The organism is Micromonospora sp. WMMC415, from assembly GCF_009707425.1.
Lineage (GTDB): Bacteria > Actinomycetota > Actinomycetes > Mycobacteriales > Micromonosporaceae > Micromonospora.
The window spans coordinates 5,426,867-5,444,340 of sequence record NZ_CP046104.1 but is presented as its reverse complement, the minus strand read 5'-3'; the positions used below and the strand labels follow the sequence as shown (position 1 = coordinate 5,444,340).

The 17,474-nt window shown below is 67.2% G+C and carries 10 protein-coding genes; 5 read left to right on the top strand and 5 right to left on the bottom strand.

The features are described from left to right. Positions 1-14: 14 nt before the first annotated feature. A complete protein-coding gene (locus tag GKC29_RS25460) occupies positions 15-4,886 on the bottom strand; it encodes a hypothetical protein (protein ID WP_155333222.1) in 4,872 nt (1,623 codons plus the stop codon). A 483-nt stretch (positions 4,887-5,369) separates the two neighbouring features. Between GKC29_RS25460 and GKC29_RS25455 the strand changes: the two genes are divergently transcribed. The 4 genes from GKC29_RS25455 (at position 5,370) to GKC29_RS25440 (ending at position 12,650) form a co-directional block, all read left to right on the top strand. After that, on the top strand, positions 5,370-6,314 hold the full coding sequence (locus tag GKC29_RS25455) for a PIN domain-containing protein (protein ID WP_196255730.1): 945 nt from the start codon (positions 5,370-5,372) through the stop codon (positions 6,312-6,314). Between the two features lie 297 nt (positions 6,315-6,611). After that, positions 6,612-7,799 (top strand): DUF6361 family protein, encoded by a 1,188-nt coding sequence (locus GKC29_RS25450; protein WP_370463279.1) that lies wholly within the window; start codon positions 6,612-6,614, stop codon positions 7,797-7,799. Beyond that, the gene (locus tag GKC29_RS25445; protein ID WP_155333219.1) at positions 7,783-9,549 is read left to right on the top strand and encodes a phospholipase D family protein; all 1,767 of its coding nucleotides are present in this window, start codon (positions 7,783-7,785) and stop codon (positions 9,547-9,549) included. The genes GKC29_RS25450 and GKC29_RS25445 overlap by 17 nt, the downstream gene beginning before the upstream one ends. After that, entirely contained in the window at positions 9,546-12,650 is a 3,105-nt protein-coding gene (locus GKC29_RS25440) for a helicase-related protein (RefSeq protein ID WP_155333218.1), read from the top strand. Before GKC29_RS25445 ends, GKC29_RS25440 begins: the two co-directional genes overlap by 4 nt. Positions 12,651-12,721: 71 nt before the next feature. On the opposite strand, the gene GKC29_RS25435 is transcribed toward GKC29_RS25440, so the two are convergent. From GKC29_RS25435 to GKC29_RS25425, 3 genes are all read right to left on the bottom strand, one after another. Beyond that, positions 12,722-13,900 carry a hypothetical protein gene (locus tag GKC29_RS25435; RefSeq protein ID WP_155333217.1) on the bottom strand — a complete coding sequence of 393 codons (1,179 nt, stop codon included), beginning with the start codon at positions 13,898-13,900 and terminating at the stop codon, positions 12,722-12,724. Positions 13,901-14,317: 417 nt separating this feature from the next. After that, positions 14,318-15,037, bottom strand: coding sequence for a hypothetical protein (locus tag GKC29_RS25430; protein ID WP_155333216.1), 720 nt, complete (start codon positions 15,035-15,037; stop codon positions 14,318-14,320). 378 nt (positions 15,038-15,415) lie between these two features. Beyond that, the gene (locus GKC29_RS25425) at positions 15,416-15,823 is read right to left on the bottom strand and encodes a DUF4190 domain-containing protein (protein ID WP_196255729.1); all 408 of its coding nucleotides are present in this window, start codon (positions 15,821-15,823) and stop codon (positions 15,416-15,418) included. Between the two features lie 295 nt (positions 15,824-16,118). Here GKC29_RS25425 and GKC29_RS25420 point away from each other — a divergent pair, with 295 nt between their 5' ends. Further along, positions 16,119-16,676: a hypothetical protein gene (locus GKC29_RS25420; protein WP_155333214.1), complete on the top strand. Its 558-nt coding sequence runs from the start codon at positions 16,119-16,121 to the stop codon at positions 16,674-16,676. A gap of 83 nt (positions 16,677-16,759) precedes the next feature. Here the strand turns inward: GKC29_RS25420 and GKC29_RS25415 are convergent, their stop codons facing one another. Continuing rightward, entirely contained in the window at positions 16,760-17,173 is a 414-nt protein-coding gene (locus GKC29_RS25415; RefSeq protein ID WP_155333213.1) for an NUDIX domain-containing protein, read from the bottom strand. Positions 17,174-17,474: the final 301 nt, after the last annotated feature.

The window sequence follows — 17,474 nt, the reverse complement described above, 5'->3', positions numbered from 1 at the left end:
CCGGAGACGATCGCCTACACGACCGGCCGGCGCACTACCCACACGTTGTCCACCTGCTCTGTCCGGTACCCCAGGCTCTCCAGGGTGGGTCGGAGTCTCCGTCCGGCCCGGAACTCGTCGTATCGGCGCTGGCCGAACCGGGCGATGAGCACCTCGCCGAGGTCGATCAGCGAGATCTCGCCAGCGCCATCGATCAGCTCCTCGATCAGGGCGGCGGGGTCGGCCGCTGCCGACCCGGGTACCGAACCCGGCGGGGGCGGGCGGCCGGGCACTGTTCGGGCCCTTGCGGGTGATGGACCGTCCGTTGCGGTTCGTGTTGCCGGCGGACGATTCTCCGCTGCGGTCGGTACCGACGCGACTGGGGGGGACTCGGGCACCTCGTGTGACCGGACGACCGCCGGACGGGCTGCCGGGACCCGGCCGGCCGAGGCGCGCTGGCGGGCCGGGGCCGTCCACTTGCCGCTAAGATCGACTTCCCAGGCCCGCAGGCCGTCATAGCTGAAGCCTAGGAAGAAGTCGACGTAGGCATTCTCGTCGCGGCCATGCCGGAACTTTTCGCCGGGCAGGAAGAACGCGGTCAGCCTGCCCTCGGCGATGCGGATCCGGCCGGACGTGGGCCCAATGATTTCCTCGATTACCCCCGGTACGCGGCTAAGCGGATCGGGCCGACTCCAGAATCCTCCGCTCCAAGTGCCCAGTTCGCTGAAGTGGGTCAGCGGGCACCACTCCGGTTCACGGCCGAACCATTCATAGCTCCACTGCCGGTTGGCGAACCGGGACAGTGGCCGGGTCGCCTCCAGGTAGTGACGGATCCTGTCCTGCCGGTGTTCCTCGCCTCTGCGCCAGCGCAGGAAGTGCAGAATGTAGAGGTAGTAGTTGGCTTCGAGGCTGTCGGACACCTCGGCGATCGAGCTGAACCGCTCCAGCGCTCGCATCTCGTTGTACTCAGGGAGCCGACGGTACGCCTGAAACCAGGTGCGTAGGTCAGCCTCCGACGGCCGGTTCACCCGCATGGCGTGGTCCAGGCACTCGGCGATGGTGCGCAGGGTGCCCTCGTCCATCCGCGACCAGTCCCGGTTGCCCCGCCGCACGTAGGCCCGAGCCAGCGCCCGGCCGATGGCCGCTTTCTCCGTCGGGTCGTCGAGCTGTTCCCGCCACTGCTGGATTAGGTAGTCGATGTTGCTGTAGAGAGTCCCGATTCCCTCCTCGCAGCTGCGGAAGTACCAGCTGTCCGGCGGGCCCCATGGGCCGGCTCGCATGGTCCGGTACTGGTCAAGCAGGTCCTCAGCGGCGGCCAACTGCTCGGCGACCCAGACGCTAGTGCTGCCCTCCGCGTTGATGAGGTCGGGCAGGCTTGCGTGTCCAGATACCTGCACCAGCCGCTCCAGCACGTACAGGACGAGCTGTACGGGGGTGATGTATGCATGCTCGCTGTCTGGCGCCGCTTTGCGGGCCTCTTGGAACGCATTCATCGCGCCCTGGAACCGGGATAGCACTTGGTCCAGCAGCGCTTGGACAGTGATCGGCTGCTTCTGGGTCAGGATGGCCTCGACCGAGTGCTCGATCCACAACCGGCGTACCTGCCCCAGCGTGTGCAAATGTAGTGGGTCCCGGCCCTCGGATAGCTCGACCGCTCGCAGCAGGTAGCGCTCCGCGACCTCGAAGCTGGACTTCATCTCGTAGATCTGGTGTCGTCCGAGATGGTTCCAGAAGTGCGGCTCGTTGGGGCAGTGCTCGGTGAGCTGCTGCAGGACGTAGTGAGCAGGTGCTGGTGACGGCTTCGACATGGTTCTGATCAGCTCAGAGAAGTTGGAGCCACCGCGGCTCGTATCGTCGGCCCGGATCCGCCGGACGAACAGGTTCTCCAGCAGCCGTTGGGCCAGGTGATTCTCCGGGCCGAGGTGGCCGGCAACCTGGCCGATCAGGTCCACAGACAATCGCGGCAGGTTGCGCCGCCAGGTCTTCGGATCGTCCCCGCCGAGCAGCTCCTGCAGCACCTGCTCGGCGATCTGGGGGTGCATGAGCCGCAGTTCGCCCCGGTGAAACACCGTGATGTGCCGCAGGTCATCGCCGAGCAGCTGGCGCAGGTCCTCGTCCTTGCCCTGGTAGCTCGCCTCGTGCGCCCACCGGCCGCTTATCCAGAATCGGACGAGGTGGACCGAGATGCCGATTTGCGCGTACCGGGTGACCAGCGCCAGGAACAGCGCAACCCTGCGCTGCTCGGGGGTGAGCCGGTCCACGTGGTGCCGGACGAACGTTTCGATCCCGATGAAGTTCCGCTCGTACGCGCACAGTCCGAAGAAGAACGGGGACAGTTGCTGCGGATGAGTCGGTGTGACGGTGGCGTCCACCGAGCCGAGCCGGGAGATTAGGTCCCGACCGGCCTGCGTTTCGGCCTGGGGGGCGTACGTGCGGGCGAAATCCCGCCGTTCTCCGGTCGGCATTGGATCGAGCAGCCGGTGCAGGTGTCGCTCGCCGCGGCCGGCGTGGTGGGTACCCGCGTTAGTCCGGGTTACCCAAAGCTCGACGACGGGGATGTTGCGGCCCTCCAAGCCGGCGCGCAGGTCATTGCGCTCCGCGTCGGACAGCTCGGCGGCCTCGACCAGCAGCAGCAGCGGCCGGGAAATCCGACGGTAGAGCTCCTCGATCCGTTCCACAGTGCTGCCGCTGTACTGCTTTAGCACCAAGGTCGGGTGGGTGGCGCCTAGATCCCAGGCGAGCCGGCGAGCCAGGGTGGTACCTCCAGCCCCCGGCGAGTGGGCCAGCTCCACCACGACCGGGCGGTGGGTATCAACCAACACCTCTTCGACGTCACGGCGTAACTCCCGGTACAGCTCACGGGGCAGGTCCAGGCCTGCGGCAAGGTCCGCCCAGGTCGGCGGTCGTCCGCGCCAGAAGTCGTCGCTGTCCCGACGGCGGTGCGTCGCCTCCGCCAGCGCCGCCGAGTGCAGAACCTCCACGTCGACGCCGAGCCAGAGTAGATCCTGCGGGCTGAGCAGTACTCGCCCTTCGGCACCAGGAACGGTGGCCTCGGGCATCACCCCGCCCACCGGGAGCACCGGGGCCAGCGCCTCTAGCAAGCCAGCTATGTCCGGTCTGCCGCCGTCTCCGGCGAGCCCTACATCCAACCAGTGGACGTTGCCCTCGTACCGCTCGTCGATGTATTCAACGATCCGGTCGATCTTGGGATCATTTTGGCCGGAGCGCAGGACCAACACCGCGGCCGCCCGGTTGGCGGTCTGCCGCGCGGTGCAGTCCACGACCTTCCGGAGCAGCGGCAGATATGTGCGCCGCCACCCGGCCAGCTCCTGTGGGCGCGGCTCGAACCGGGACGCCCAGCCGTTGGCGTACAGCCAGACCGTCGCGTCCCGGGGCCGCTCGGGGGGCAGCGTACGACCGGCTTCGGTCACCGCACGCCGGGTGTGAAGCCCGGGCCGGAGGATTGCCGATAACCCGTCTGCGTCGCTGCCCGGGTCGAGGTCTATCACCACGCCCCACCGACTGGACGCGAGGTTGCCCAGCTCGGGCCGGTGTATCCCCTCGTCGGCGACCAGAAACAGGTCAAGTCCGCTCTCCTCGGCGCTGAGGAACGGCTCGAACAGCTTCTGCGCCTCGGCCACGGGTACCGCTGGGGCCGTCGGCGGGTGGGCTGCCTCCACCCTGCGCCGGCGCTCATGCTCCTGGACAAGCTCGGCCCACTCATGTGGGAAGTGCCGGAGCAGCAGGACTTTGCTCGCCCAGGCCGCATAGAGGAAGGCTGAGGAGCGCAGCCGGTCGTCGCCCGGGTGGTCGGTGGGCTTAGCCGCCCAGTTGAGCCCGGCGGCCACCCGGGCCAGCGGATACTGCAGGTCCCAGACGTCCAGACGCCGGCCCTCCAGCGTCTCGAGTACGCCGTTGGTGCTGTCGCGGATCTGCTGAATCAGCTCCAGGGTGCCCTGGTCTGCCGGAAGCAGGAGCACCTGCGATGCCAGGCTCACATCGTCGACCGCGGAGAACACGGGCAGTGGCGACGGGGAGCTGGACTGCCGGATGCCGTTCAGATAGGCGGAGACCTCAAGGTAGGCCTGGTCGTACAGGAGCGGGGCGTCACGGTCCCAGCTCAGATCGATCAGCCAATAGGCCAAGTTCCGGGTTTGCTCAGAACCGGTGACCACGATGTTCTTTAGGTGCAGGTCTCCATGGCAGCGACCGCGGAAGACCGCGGCCATTTCGCCGTACAGAGGGCGGTCTGGGGCCCACACGCGGTGCGGGTTGGGCAGGTGCTCGCCGCCGTGCACGAACAGCAAACCATCCCGGGCGTCGGCCCCTGCAGCCGCACGCTGCAGGGCCTCTCGCCGCGAGGTCTCGCCGAACATTCCCGGTACCCACTCCTCGAGCACCTTGCCAATGTTGGCCCGGTAGTCGGGCAGGTCGGCGGCGTTCAGCTGAGCGGCGAGCAGCTCGCTGGCTACTTTGCCGCAGACGCTGCGCTGGTCCCGGTAATCCACCGCGTCGGCGGTGCGTATGCTGCGTAGCCCGGGCCCGGCGATCTCGTACAGCTCAGCCCGTACCGCGTCGTCCGAGACTACGGTGACCAGTCGTGGTACCCGCCGGTCGGCGAACTCGGCGAGCGCCTCATGGAAGTCGCGGTGTGCCGAGGCCTGGTCGGGAGTGCTCGCGTCGGAAACCTTCAGGATGTAGTGGCCGTCGATCCGGTCCCGGGTGCCTGCAGGGCGACCGTCGGAGATGTCGCAGACCAGCACCAACGCGTCAGTGAATCCGCCGCCGAGCATCCCGATCCGCACGATCCCGGTGATCGCCGGATGTCTGCTCTGCAATAGCGCGAACGCCGCCTCCTCACGGCATGCGGTGACATCTTCAGCTACCGCGAGTCGGCCATCGTTCACGCCACGAGGTTAGCCCGTAGACCCAAAGAGCGGAAAGCTGCAACCGCGTCGAGTACCCCGTATCAGCCGATCTGGTTTCTGCGCCGTCCTATGCGGAATGGCATGTACCGGCAGAGCCCAGCTCGCGCAATACAGCCGGATGAGATCTTGAACGGCCCCGGTCGACGTTCTCCCAGTCCAGCCTCCGTCGGCAGGCGGTGGCACACAGCGTCCGGGCTATGACGCCTGGCCGATTCACCGCTGATCCGAGATAGTCCTGGCTGACATGTACCGACTGAGGATCGCCGCTGCGGCTTGCAGCACCAGCGCGGTCCGCGGCGTGTATCTGGTTTAGCGATGTCTCGCAACTCGGTGCCTTCTGTTTGGGACGATCGCCGAGAATGCCCGTGACGAGCGGGCCGCCGCACCCACGGCGGACTCCGCACGGCGGACCGCAGCCCTAAACAGATGTCGGTGACAGGCCCGCCCTGCCAGGATTCCGGCATGCTCGTCACCCTGACCCCTGGCGTCGACCGCGATCGCGTCCTTGAACTGCTCCGGTCCGCCTCCATCGAGATCAGCAACAACTACGGCAAGCAGGATGGCTACGTACGGTGGGCACTGGACGTCGGCCGGATGCTCCGTGGCCAGATCGCCCGCTCCGACCTAGACCAGCTCCTGTTCACGCCAGCCTTCTACCGGCTTGTCGATCCGGTGCTGATGGGTACGCCGCAGGGCTTCCAGCTGCTCGAAGCCGAGATCTCCGAACGCCAGGCCGCGCTCACCTCGGCCTTTGAGACGCTCCAGGAGCAGATTGGGACATGGACGGCCACGGCGGGCAAAGTTCTTGCAGTTGTGGACAGCAGCGTGTTCCTGTCCCACCCCGCATGGACTCAAGACGACGACCCGACGGCGGTCATCGCGAGCATCCCGTGGGCAGAAGAACTCGGCGTTGGATGTGACGATGTCCTGCTCGTACTTCCGGAGGTGGTGATCCGGGAGTTCGACCGGCTCAAGGAGTCAGGCAACCAGAAGTCCCGGCATCGGGCCTCCGTGACGCTGGCCGTTGTCGACAAGCTGCTGCCTCACCCCTACGGCACGGTGACGATCCGTCTCAAGGACAACGACTGGGGTGAAGTGGCCGAGCGCGGTGAGATGCCGCGCGGCGCGGTGCAGCTGCGGATGTTCTACGACGATCTTGCGCACCGTCCGCTTTCCGACCCGGACGCGGAGATTGTCGATCGCGCTGTCGCGGTGCAGACCCTCGCAGGCAAACCGGTCCGGCTGGTGACGATGGATACCGGAATGGGGCTCAACGCGCGCCGGGCCGGGTTGCTGGTCACGAAGCCGGCGAGGGAAATCGAGACGCCGCCGGCCGAGGGGCAGTCGACACGGGCACGTCGCCGGGCAGCGGCCGCGGCCGCGGCCGCTGAGGAGACAACGCAATGATCCGCCGGCGTTGGGGCCGGTAGACCTGTGGTCTGGATCTGGTGAGGCGCTTCCTACCGGCGCCCTTCTTCCGGCGGATCTTGATGGTAGGTGACGGCGAAGGGCCCCAATCGTCGGACCGGCCAGGAGTTGTCGGAGTCGGGCGGCATGATTCTCGTCGAACACACCCCCGACCGCACGCCCTACCGCGGTGGGTCACGATCACAGAAGATGCATTAGTCGCGAATGTCGAGCCGGTCTGGGAGCGCGTGACCCGTCAGGCGGAAGTGCTTGCTGGCCGAGAGCGGGAGGTGGACGGTGGCATCGCAGTTGTCGTGGCTAGACAGCTCCCGGGCGGAGCAGCAGAGAGTGCGCGAGCTGCTGAACATGTTCAGCGAGCAGGAGAGCCGCGACGAATTGGGCATCGGGCAGGTGCGTGATGCATTCGGTGATCTGCTGTTCCCCGGAACGTCAACGTTGCACACGCGTGCTCGGTACCTGCTGATCGTGCCGTGGTGCATCCGGCAAGCCGGCCGCCGGCCGGACCGCGATCAGGCAGTGGAGCTGGACCGGGTGGAGCGTGTTGTCATTTCGGCGCTGCGGGCGGCGGGTGCAATCGATGGCCTTATCGGGCGGCGCGCGTCGACGGGCGTCAAGACGCTGCCGTCCACAATCTATGCATCCGCGTTGCGTTGCTTTGGCATCGACAAAGGTGGCGAGTTCCTCGCCGGAGTCGGTGATCCGGAGGCGGCGGAGCTGACCGAGCTGCGGACGAGCCGATGGCCGTCCGCCCTGCCGCCACCGCCGGCCGGCTTTCCCGAAGCCGTCGGCACCGGTTTGGACCTGACGCTGCCGGAGGCGGACTGGCTGCGGGAGCACATCATGACCAGCACCGCCGGCACCCTGCTCGCTCATCTGCTTCAGCCGGGCAACCGGCCGGAGGACGACGCGGCGGCGCCCTGGCGGGCCTCGGCGGCCGGCTCGGCGCCGGAGCGGGTGCGGACCGACCTGGAGTACGCCCGGGCGTTCTCGACCTGTATGCACGGAGCGGCGCTGCTCTACAACCTGATTCTCGCCGAGGAGTACAAGAAGGCGGGCCATGACCGGATCGAGCCGCCGGACTACCGGGAGGCGCTTGCCCGCTGGGCTGAGCGGATGGCGACGGTCGCGCCGTGGGACCGAGCGGACATGTGGAGCCGCCTCATCGCAATCAACCCGCGCATCAACACCAACCTGCGCGCGCGGGCGTTTATCGAGGCCTGGATCGACCTCGTACTCGCCGGTCGGGCCGAGGGCGCGGCCGATGACGTCGAGTTGCGGGACCTGGTCGCCCGCCGGGAGAAGACGGTGAAGAAGACCCAGTCGCGGCTGGTCAACAGCAAGTTGCTGCGTGGCTGGACGGGCGCGTCAGGCAGCCGGCAGCTGGTGTACCGGTGGCCGCAGGTGCGACGCATGCTGGCCGACATCCACGACGGCATGGAGGCGACCGGTGCTGTTGCCGCCTGACGGACGCGCACTGCTGACCGATGTACTGCGTCCGCCGCCGGGGTTTCGGCTGGACCGCGCCGTCGGTACCACGTTCACGCTGGAGTTGGATAGCCTGCTCACCGCCCCGCTGGCGTTCGCCGCGCACGCCCTGCGGGACCGGGATGATCCGATCTCGATTCTGGAGGGCGTGCGGCGCTGCGCTGACCGGATCGATGTGTTCTGCCAGGCGGGGCAGATCGCGGCGCCGCCGGGCAACTCCAGTCTGCTGCTCCTGCTCGAACAGGCCGTTCACCCGGTGCGAAGTCCTCGGCCCGGGCGGCTCTTCCATCCCAAGATGTGGCTGGTCCGATACGTCCGCGATGGCGATCGGCTGCTGCGGTGCGTCGTGTTGAGCCGGAACCTGACCAACGACCGCAGCTGGGATGTCTGCTTGACCCTGGATGGCGTGATCGGCTCGCGGCCGGACGCGCGGAACACTCCGGTGGTCAAGCTGCTTCGGCATGCGATCGACCTGGCCACGCAGCCAGTGCCCGAATCGCGGCGGGCAGCGATTGAGGAGCTGCTGGAGCATCTTCGGCGGGCCGACTGGGAACTCCCTGAGGGCTTCCTTCGAGACGAGTTGTACTTCTATGCGCTCGGCGTGCCGCGAACTCGGTCGCCGAACTTCGCCGGTACTCGGCATCTGGTGATGTCGCCCTTCGTGGGCGCTGACGGCCTCGACGTCTGTGCCCCGGGCAATGGTGAGTTGACCGTCATCGGGAGGCAGGAGGAGCTGGACCGGTTGCCCGAGGGGACGCTGGACGGATGCAGCGTGCTGGTGCTCAATGACCTCGCGGCGCTCGACCTGGATGACGAGACCGGGCCGGCACGGCTCGCGGGGCTGCACGCCAAGGCGTATGTCGTCGAGTATGGGCGGCGTGCCCGGGTGATCGTCGGGTCGGCCAACGCGACCGGCGCGGCGTTCACGGGCAATGTCGAGCTGCTGGTGGAGCTGGTCGGATCGCGGGAGCGGCTTGGCATCGACGCGCTGGCCGGCGAGGGCGCGGATCTGCGGGCGATCCTTGAGGAGTACGAGCGGCGCGACGTCGTCGAGCCCGACGAGGACACCGGACGGGAACTTGAGGCCTACCTACGCGATATCGCCGCCGTCCCGTTCCACGCCAGCGTCGGCACCGACGCGGAGCCGCACGAGCTGCACGTACGCGCCGCCGGGACGCTGTCGCCGCCGCCCGGTGGGCGGCTGACGGTCGCCCTGCTCACCCGACCGGACCTTGTGGCGGAGCTGCCGGGCGACGCCCACTTCGGTGGCTTGGCCACCACGGAGATCACCCGCTTCCTCGTGCTCACCGCAGTGGCTGCGGACGGCACGACCAGACGAGCGGTGACGATCGCCAGCCTGACCGGCGACCCGGCTGACCGCCTTGACCGGGTGCTCGCCGAGCAGATCAACACACCGGACAAGTTCCTGCAGTTCCTGATGCTGCTGCTTGGCCTCGGATCGTCCGCCGAGGTGATCGGTCCTGCGGGCGCGGGGGGAGACACCGGGCTATGGCGCCGAGGCGGCGTCGGCGTCGGCGTCGGCGTCTTAGAGCTTCTGCTCGCCGCGCTGGCGGACCGACCCGCTCAGCTTGACGAGCTTGCCGGCCTAGTCCGGCAGCTGACGGCCACTGAGCGGGGTAGGGCGGTCCTGCCGGAGGGCTTCCTGGAACTGTGGCAGCACGTTGACCAGGTCCGTCGTGAACTCGCACAAACCGGGGTTGGCGCATGAGAGGGCTCAAGGACTTCCAGCGGGACACCGTCGCGTACCTGCTAAACCGGTACTTCGGCACGGATCCGACCCGTCGGTTCCTGGTCGCCGATGAGACCGGCCTGGGCAAGAGCGTCGTCGCAGGCGGTGTCGTGGCGGCAATGATCGATCGGCTCCAGCGCGATGATGCGGTAACGCGCATCGACATCATCTATATCTGCTCGAACCAAGACGTCGCCGCACAGAACCTGGCACGGCTGGCCGGGCCGCACCACGCCACGCACCCGATGTCCAGCCGGCTCACCCTCCTCGGCCGCGAGTTGCCCCGATTCACACCGCAGGCCCGCGGCGGGAAGCCGGTCAACCTCGTATCCTTCACACCTGGCACCTCCTTCGCTCCCGGCTGGCAGACCGGCACGGCAGCGGAGCGCGCCATGCTCCACCACCTACTGCGCAACGAGGGTTGGGATGGCTGGCAGCGCAAAGCCGCCCTGCGGATCATGCGATGCACGACCCGATCGTTCGAACGGTTTCAGAACCGCTGCGCCAACTTTCCCCGCACCCTCACCCACGGCATCGACCCACGCGTGCGGAACCGGTTCCTGGATCGCGCCCGCGCAAAGGGACTTCTCGACCAGTTCGACGAGCTGATCGCCGACATCGGGCGGCGGTCGGCGTTGACCGACTCCGAAAACGGCCGATGCAAGACTCTCGTCGGCCGGCTACGTGGGGTGCTCGCTGAGGCCGGCGCCCACGCGCTCGAGCCCGATCTGGTGATCCTCGACGAGTTCCAACGATTCCGGAACCTGCTCGATCCCGAGCTGGGTGGCGAGGCCGCCGAGCTGGCGCACCACCTGTTCAACCACCAGGACGCGCGCGTCCTGCTGCTGTCCGCCACCCCATACAAACCGTTCACCTACGCGGAGGAAGCCGCCACCGACGACCACCACGCCGACCTCAAGCGCGTGCTCAACTTCCTCTGCCCAGACCCCGAGTGGCACGACGCTGTGCACGCGGCGCTGCGCGCCCACCGCGAGGCCGTCCTCGCCGGAGCCCCGACCGGCGCCGCGGGCGACGATGTCCGGCGGCTGCTGCTACGGGTCATGTGCCGCACCGAACGCCCGGCCCTCGGCCGCCACGCGATGCTGGCCGAGCACATCACCCCCGCCGCTGGCGTCGATCCGACGGAAATCCGCTCGTTTGTCGCCATGAAGCGGCTCGGCGCGGCACTCGACGCCCCAGTCCTGCTCGACTACTGGAAATCGGCGCCATACTTCCTCAACTTCCTCGAGGGCTACCAGCTCGGCGACCGGCTGCGGGAGGTTATAAAGCGCGGGCTCGGCGCAGAGGTCCGGCAACTGCTCGACCGGGCGCACCTGCTCGACGCCGCAGCCGTCCACAAGTACGCCCCAATCGACCTGGGCAACGGCAAGTTGCGCAGCCTCGCCGCCCAGACCGTTGACCGCGGCTGGTGGCGACTGCTCTGGCTGCCACCGTCCATGCCGCACTACACGCTCGGACCGCCCTTCGCTGATGCGGCCCGCCAGCAGATCACCAAGCGACTGCTTTTCTCGTCCTGGAACGCCACGCCAACGGCAGTTTCGGCACTGCTCAGCTACGAGGCGGAGCGCCGGGTCCGAGACCGGCACATCGAGGCGCCCCGCAGCAGGTTGGACTACCGGATGAGCGACGGACGGGTGGCGTCCATGAGCACCGTGGCACTGTTCTGGCCACACCCCGTGCTCGCGGCGGCCTCTGATCCGTTGACCGCCGCCCGCCGCGACCCGGATCGGCCTCCGGACCTGGCAGCGATCGAGTCAGAATGCCGCCAGCGGCTGCTCGCCGAGGCACCAAACACCTTCCGTGCCGCAGGACACGCCGGGGAGCCGCAGCCCTGGCGTGCCGTTCTGGGCTGGCCCGGTGCCAACCCTGGTGTTTTCCTCGATACGGCTGTCGAGGCAGCCACCACGGGAGCCGACCCGGGGAATGACGCGGACAAGGACAGCTACAGCGGGCTGGTCCGGCATTTCCAGGAGGCGCTCGCCGCAGCCTCCGCCGGCGGCGAGCCGATCAGCGCCAGCCCGGACGCTGTCGTTGACGATCTCGTCGCTATCGGGCTGCACGGCCCCGGCAACATCGCCTGGCGGGCGCTCGGCCGGCTCGTGGACGACGAACGCCGCGTCACGCCTCAGGGGCTGTGGCGGGCCGCGACCATCGTCGCCGCCGGCCTGCGGAGCCTGTTCAACCGTCCCGAGACGATGCTCCTGCTGGACCAGCTTGGCCTGGGCGATCCGTATTGGCGGGCCGTCCTGCGCTACTGCGCCGCCGGCGGGCTCCAGGCCGTCCTCGACGAGTACGTGCACACGCTGCGCAGCTCGGCAGCGGAGACACCGCTGGACGACGAAGCCCTGCTGGCGATCGCCCGTGACGTGAACCGGGCGGTGACGGTGCACTCGGCGCCGTACTCCGCTCTGGACCCGCTCAACCCCGGCAGCCGGATTTCGATGACCGGTCGATTCGCGCTGCGGTACGGCGGCCGCGGCGACGACGAGACCAACACGAAACGTATGACCGGCGTTCGGCACGCGTTCAACAGCCCGTTCTGGCCCTTCGTCGTCACCACCACAAGCGCCGGCCAGGAGGGCATCGACTTCCACACATACTGCTCGGCGGTCGTGCACTGGAACGTCCCCGCCAACCCGGTGGACTTTGAACAGCGGGAGGGCCGGGTGCACCGCTTCGGCGGCCACGCAGTACGCCGCAACATCGCCACTCGCCATCGCGCCGACGCGCTTCGGTCCGCCCACCCCGACGTATGGAAGGCGGCGTACGACGCGGCGCGGCAGCAGTCGCAGCTCGGTGACATGGCGCCATACTGGGTGTATCCGGGACCGGCTCGCATTGAGCGCCACGTGCTGCCGCTGCCACTGAGTCAGGACCTCGCCCGCTACGAGCAGTTGAAACGGGACTTGGCGCTGTACCGACTGACATTCGGGCAGCCGCGCCAGGAGGACATGCTCGCGTTGCTCACCAGCGCAGGCCTCGCCGATCAGCAGGCAGAGCGGGACACTATTGACCTTCGACCTCCGACGCGCTCGGCGCGAAGGAGCAGGGTGAGATGACCGGTCCTCTCGCGGCAGCGGCTCCAGCAGCTCGCCTGGTACCCCACCTTCCCGAAAGCGCAGGGACGTCATCAAGTGCGGGGACGGCGTTCGAGCCACAGCACCCCGACGGTGAACGCCGTAACAGCGGCGAGCGTGGCGTAGGCGCCGCCAGCGTGCTTCATCCAAGGAGGCAAGAACTCCGAGGAGGCGTTCACGGCGATGCCGGAGGCGGCGCTGACCGCGGCGCTAATCACCGTGCCGGCGAGAATGCGCGTACCGCGGCTGTTGCGCGCAGCAGGCAAATTGTCCCAGTTGTTGTTTGCCAGGTCGATCACCTGCTGCCGGATGTGGCTAATCAGCGCGTCGTACTCCTTCTGGCGGGTTACGTCGACAAGAGCTTGGCGGTGTTCGAGGAGGGCCTGTTGTACCCGGGATGCGTGGCCAAGGATTCTCGCGCGGTCTCCGGTGGAGCGGGCCGCTGTCCAGGCCAGCCTTTGGTAACGGAGGGCCGCGGTGGCGGCGGCGCCGCGTAGCTTGTCGGCGAGTTCTTTGCGGGTGGCTTGCTTCGCCCAGGCCCGCCGATCGGCGGCCAGCACCGCTGCCGGGTGGAGCATCGCGGCGGTGGCGACGTATGACGACGGCAGGGTGCCATACCGGCTGCGCCAACGCCAGGTGGTCATGCCTTCCGCTGCGGCACCGGCTATTCGAACGACCAGCATGAGCAGGACGCCCCAGGCGACCCCGGCCACGTAACCCAGCACGTGCGTGACGGCGTACCACGTGCACAGCGCTCCGACGATGATTCGGATCGCCCAGATGACGGCCTTCGGAACCGGCTCAAGCCAGGGACGCTGGCGGTTCAGCCGTTCCGCCATATCGACGGCCGATGTGTCAAGTATGACGCTGATGCAGAACGTCCCTAGCATCAAGAATCCAGTAGCGACGGAGGCCAGAACGCCCTGCCACCAAACGGTCATATGGTGGGCCGCGTAAAACACCCGATTCATGATCAGTCCTAATGCAAGGAAGGGGACGCTGCGCATCGCGACGTTCTTGAACTTGGTGACGATGTTTGAGTGAACTGCGTCGAAGACGACCACTTTCCGCGCCGCGGCGGTTACCTTGCGCCGCTGCTCCTTTGGCAACCAAAGCTGGTGCAGGACTTTGCGTTGCAGGTGCCAACTGAGCCGTACTTCGTCTCCGGGGGAGTCGTCATAGTTGGGCCCCATGGTCCAGCGGCGATGGAACTCGTACAGGCCCGTAGACACGTGGCTCCCCCTCGTTCGCCTGACCCTGTTCACTGTGGCACCGAGTCGGCCAGCGTCAGTATGCGTGACCGTTGGCGTGTTCGGAGATGGCCGGCTGGCTGGACTGCCGTTGTCGCAGGTCAGCGACACCACCTAGAAAGTCGGGAGTGCCGATCTCCGCCGGGTATAGGGCAGTGATTGCCGCGGCGAAGAGCCGGCCGATGAGCCGGCGGGCAACGCTCGCGGCGATCATGGTGGGGATCAGCCGGCGCTTCCAGCTCGACCGCCTCATGGCAGTCGGGCGGCGGCCGACGTGCTGCATCCCCCTGCGACTGTCCTATTTCTACCTTCCTTTCGGTGGCGGTACCGGCAAGTTGCTTCGCTCTCTTGTGGAGAGCCCGCAAGTTGAGGCGGTGAACACGGCAGTCAATGCTCAGCCTATGGTCTGTTCACTGGTCGACCCTTGTGGTGGAACATGATCCACTCCAATCGCTCTGCGGGGCAGTCTAGGTCCATCTGGTTGAGTTCGGCGCTCCAGGCGTGCATGCAGCGGACGTAAGAAGCGTATCGACGGGACCATCTTCGGTCTTTGGCAAGGAGCTTGAGGCTGATGCCGAGGCTGTTGTTCAGGGTTGCTAGAACGCGATCGTCGAGGATCAGCGGCTGCCAGCTTCGGCCTGGTTGCAAGCCGGCGAAGGCGAACCATTTGGTGAAGAATGAGCGGCCGATTCCGGGCAATGAGAACTTGGCGTAGGCGTGGACAAGGTCGCCATCGCGGCAGCGCTCGGCGGCCATCCGCAGCTGGCGAGCGCAGTCGCTCGCCGCCAGAGCCGCTGGTGTGTTGCGCAGGCTTCGAGTGTTGGAGGTTCCCGACCCCCAAGCCATCACCATAACGAGTGCACGCCGTACCTGAAGCGGGTCGTGTAGGTGGGTGGTGCCGAGTAGTTCCTTAAGATGATCCCGTGTGACCCTTCGTCTGTCGGGTGTCTGCGCTCGTTCGCTCCACCGATCGTCGAGCAGCACCGATACTTCTTCCGGCGAGCCTGCGAGCGCGGCTTCCCAGGACGACGTGATGTACGGGACGGGTTCTTGGCGCTGCCCATGGTACTGACGGACGAGGATAGGAAGCCTGGCAGGCATCGCGCAGTTAACGGTCACGACGAGATTGTGTACCCTCCGCCCGACCCCTCCGCATGGCCATTCCCCGGCGGACCGCCGCAGTACGCCCCTGCGCCTTCTCACGGTCAGCTGCGATTGGCGTGCTGCGACGAGAAGAGTGCGCACCGGCTTAGTCCTATGTTGCATCGGGATGACCCGCCAGGATCGCACCTGGCGGGCCGTCCGATGTCACTCGGGAATCTCGGCGGACCCGCGCTGAGCCGGCTCCAAGACTTCACGGCGGGCGTTTCGTGTCGCCAGCTCGTCGGCCCAGCTCGTCCAGCCAGGCACCGCACCGCCATGCCCGCCCTCACATTGAGAGCGTCACAGAGACGGTGAAGCCACTCAGTCAACGGAGGGGGATCACTCTGGCCGCTCTCACCGCGTCGACGGGTTGACCGCCTCCAAGCCGGCGCCGACGACCACCCAGAAGGAGAAGATGAGCATCGGTACGACCAAGATGTAACCCATCACCAGTCCGGCCTTCGCCATGCCGTCGCCGCGCTTGCCCGTCTCCCTGATGTCGCGCAGTGCGGCGTGCCCGAGCAGCACCGCGATCACCGAGAAGACGCCGAAGGTGCAGCAGCCGGCCAGCAGGCCGAGGATCGAGAAGATCAGCGACGCCACCGCGAGCCCGGATGTGGGCTGCTGCTGAACCACGTACATCGGCTGAGGGCTGACCGGCGCGCCGTACTGCTGTGGGAACGGCGGCGGGCTGACCGGCTGGGGCGGGTAGCTCTGTTGCGGCTGCTGAGCGGGGTCGGGCCCGGTGGGCGGCGTGATCATGAAGGGCACCGTACCTAGGGCGATCGAGGGACACGTCGGTCGTTCGGGCAGGGGAGTCGACCACTCGGCGGTGAAAGTGGGGGCCGGTTGACTCGGCCCGCATGATCGGAGCATGACCCGAAGGACCGCTGTTGTGGCCGCAGTCGTCGTTGTATTCGCCATGGTGGGGTGTAGTGACAGCGAGGATCAGACATCCTCAACCGGCTCGTCGTCGGCACCCGCTGCTTCATCGACTAGTCCCACACCTTCCTTGACGGCATCGTCGACGCGGCGAAGTCTTGTTACAGAGGCCGAGTTGCGGGAGTTGCTGCTGACCTCAGAGGACATCGGTCCTGCCTGGCAAAGCGACAGCGCCGAGGCGCCAGGGGAGCAGAGAACCAGCAATCAAGCCTGCAGTAACGCCGAGCGCGACCTCTACAACAAGGGCAGCGCTGAAGTCGTGGTCACTGCCGGTTGGGTGTTCTACGGTGGTGAGCAAGCCGAGCGCGTCGACCACATCGTCAAGGTTCATCCCGCTCGCGGTGCTGCCCGTGAGATAGCCCGGGTCCGTGAGAGTGTCGATCGCTGCCGTACCTGGCAGGCCGGCGGTGTTGCCCCCGGATACGCCTTCACCATGTCAATGGAATTCGCTACCGCTCCACAGGTGGGAGATGAAGCGGTCGCTTGGCGTTACAACGCTAAGACGAGCCTGGCCCCTGACGTTGCCACGACTTACAGCGTTCTCCTGCGGGTGGGTGAGGTTACGTCGTTGGTCCGGTATACGCCGAGCACGCGGATGCCGAGTTCGGCAGCCGAGAAGCACCTGCATGGGCTTGTCGTCGCTGCCATGGCAAGGGCAGAGAAGGCCATGTAGGCCGTCAGTATCTTCACGATGCCCTTGCACAGTGCTCCAGCGGCCGACGTTAGCCCGCAACCGCCGCGCCGCGTCGTCGCGGCCTAGATGACTCGGGTACTGAGCTTGGTGTACCAGGTCGCGATGGACTTCTGGTACCCCTCTGGTATGCGCAGCGCCGCGACCTCGGCCTGGGTGAAAAGGCCGACTTCCTTGTGCTCGTGGCTGACGACGGGTTCAGCGGCGGTGCCGACGTGGCAGCCGTACGCGATGATCAGGACATCGAGGCCGTCGCGGATGTGGTACTGCCAAGCATCGAGCAGCGGGCCGCAGGTCACCTGCCAGCCGACCTCCTCGGCGATTTCCCGGACCACGCACTCGGCCGGTTCCTCGCCGAGCTCCAGCTTTCCGCCCGGCAGCTCCCACTCGTCGCGCTCGTTGCGCAGCAACAGCACGCGGCCGTCGCGGACCACGACGCCCTTGACGGAGACGGGGAACAGATGCGGCTGGTAGCTCACCGGGCGCTACTCGATTGGCAGCGAGCGGGCGCGTGCCCGTTGCTCGGCCCGCAGCGTGGACAGCGCTCGATGGAAGGGACTGTGGCGGTTTTGGTCGAGGTTGAGCGGCAGCACCAGCGAACCGATCTCCCGGACTCGTAGACGTGGTCCCACGGCACACCCGGAGCCTCGGCGTTCAGCACGAGCGGCGGGATCCGATCCGGGATCGGCAGCAGGCTCAGCCAGTCGACGTCCACATAGTTAACGGTTTCGCGGGATCCGAGAAATGCCGGCCCTCGTTCGGCTCGGACCGGACGATGGC

Excerpts from the sequence above, each read along its gene's own strand:
- GKC29_RS25455 (WP_196255730.1), top strand. The coding sequence starts at position 5,370 with ATGCTCGTCACCCTGACCCCTGGCGTCGACCGCGATCGCGTCCTTGAA.
- GKC29_RS25440 (WP_155333218.1), top strand. The coding sequence starts at position 9,546 with ATGAGAGGGCTCAAGGACTTCCAGCGGGACACCGTCGCGTACCTGCTA.
- GKC29_RS25425 (WP_196255729.1), bottom strand. The coding sequence starts at position 15,823 with ATGATCACGCCGCCCACCGGGCCCGACCCCGCTCAGCAGCCGCAACAG.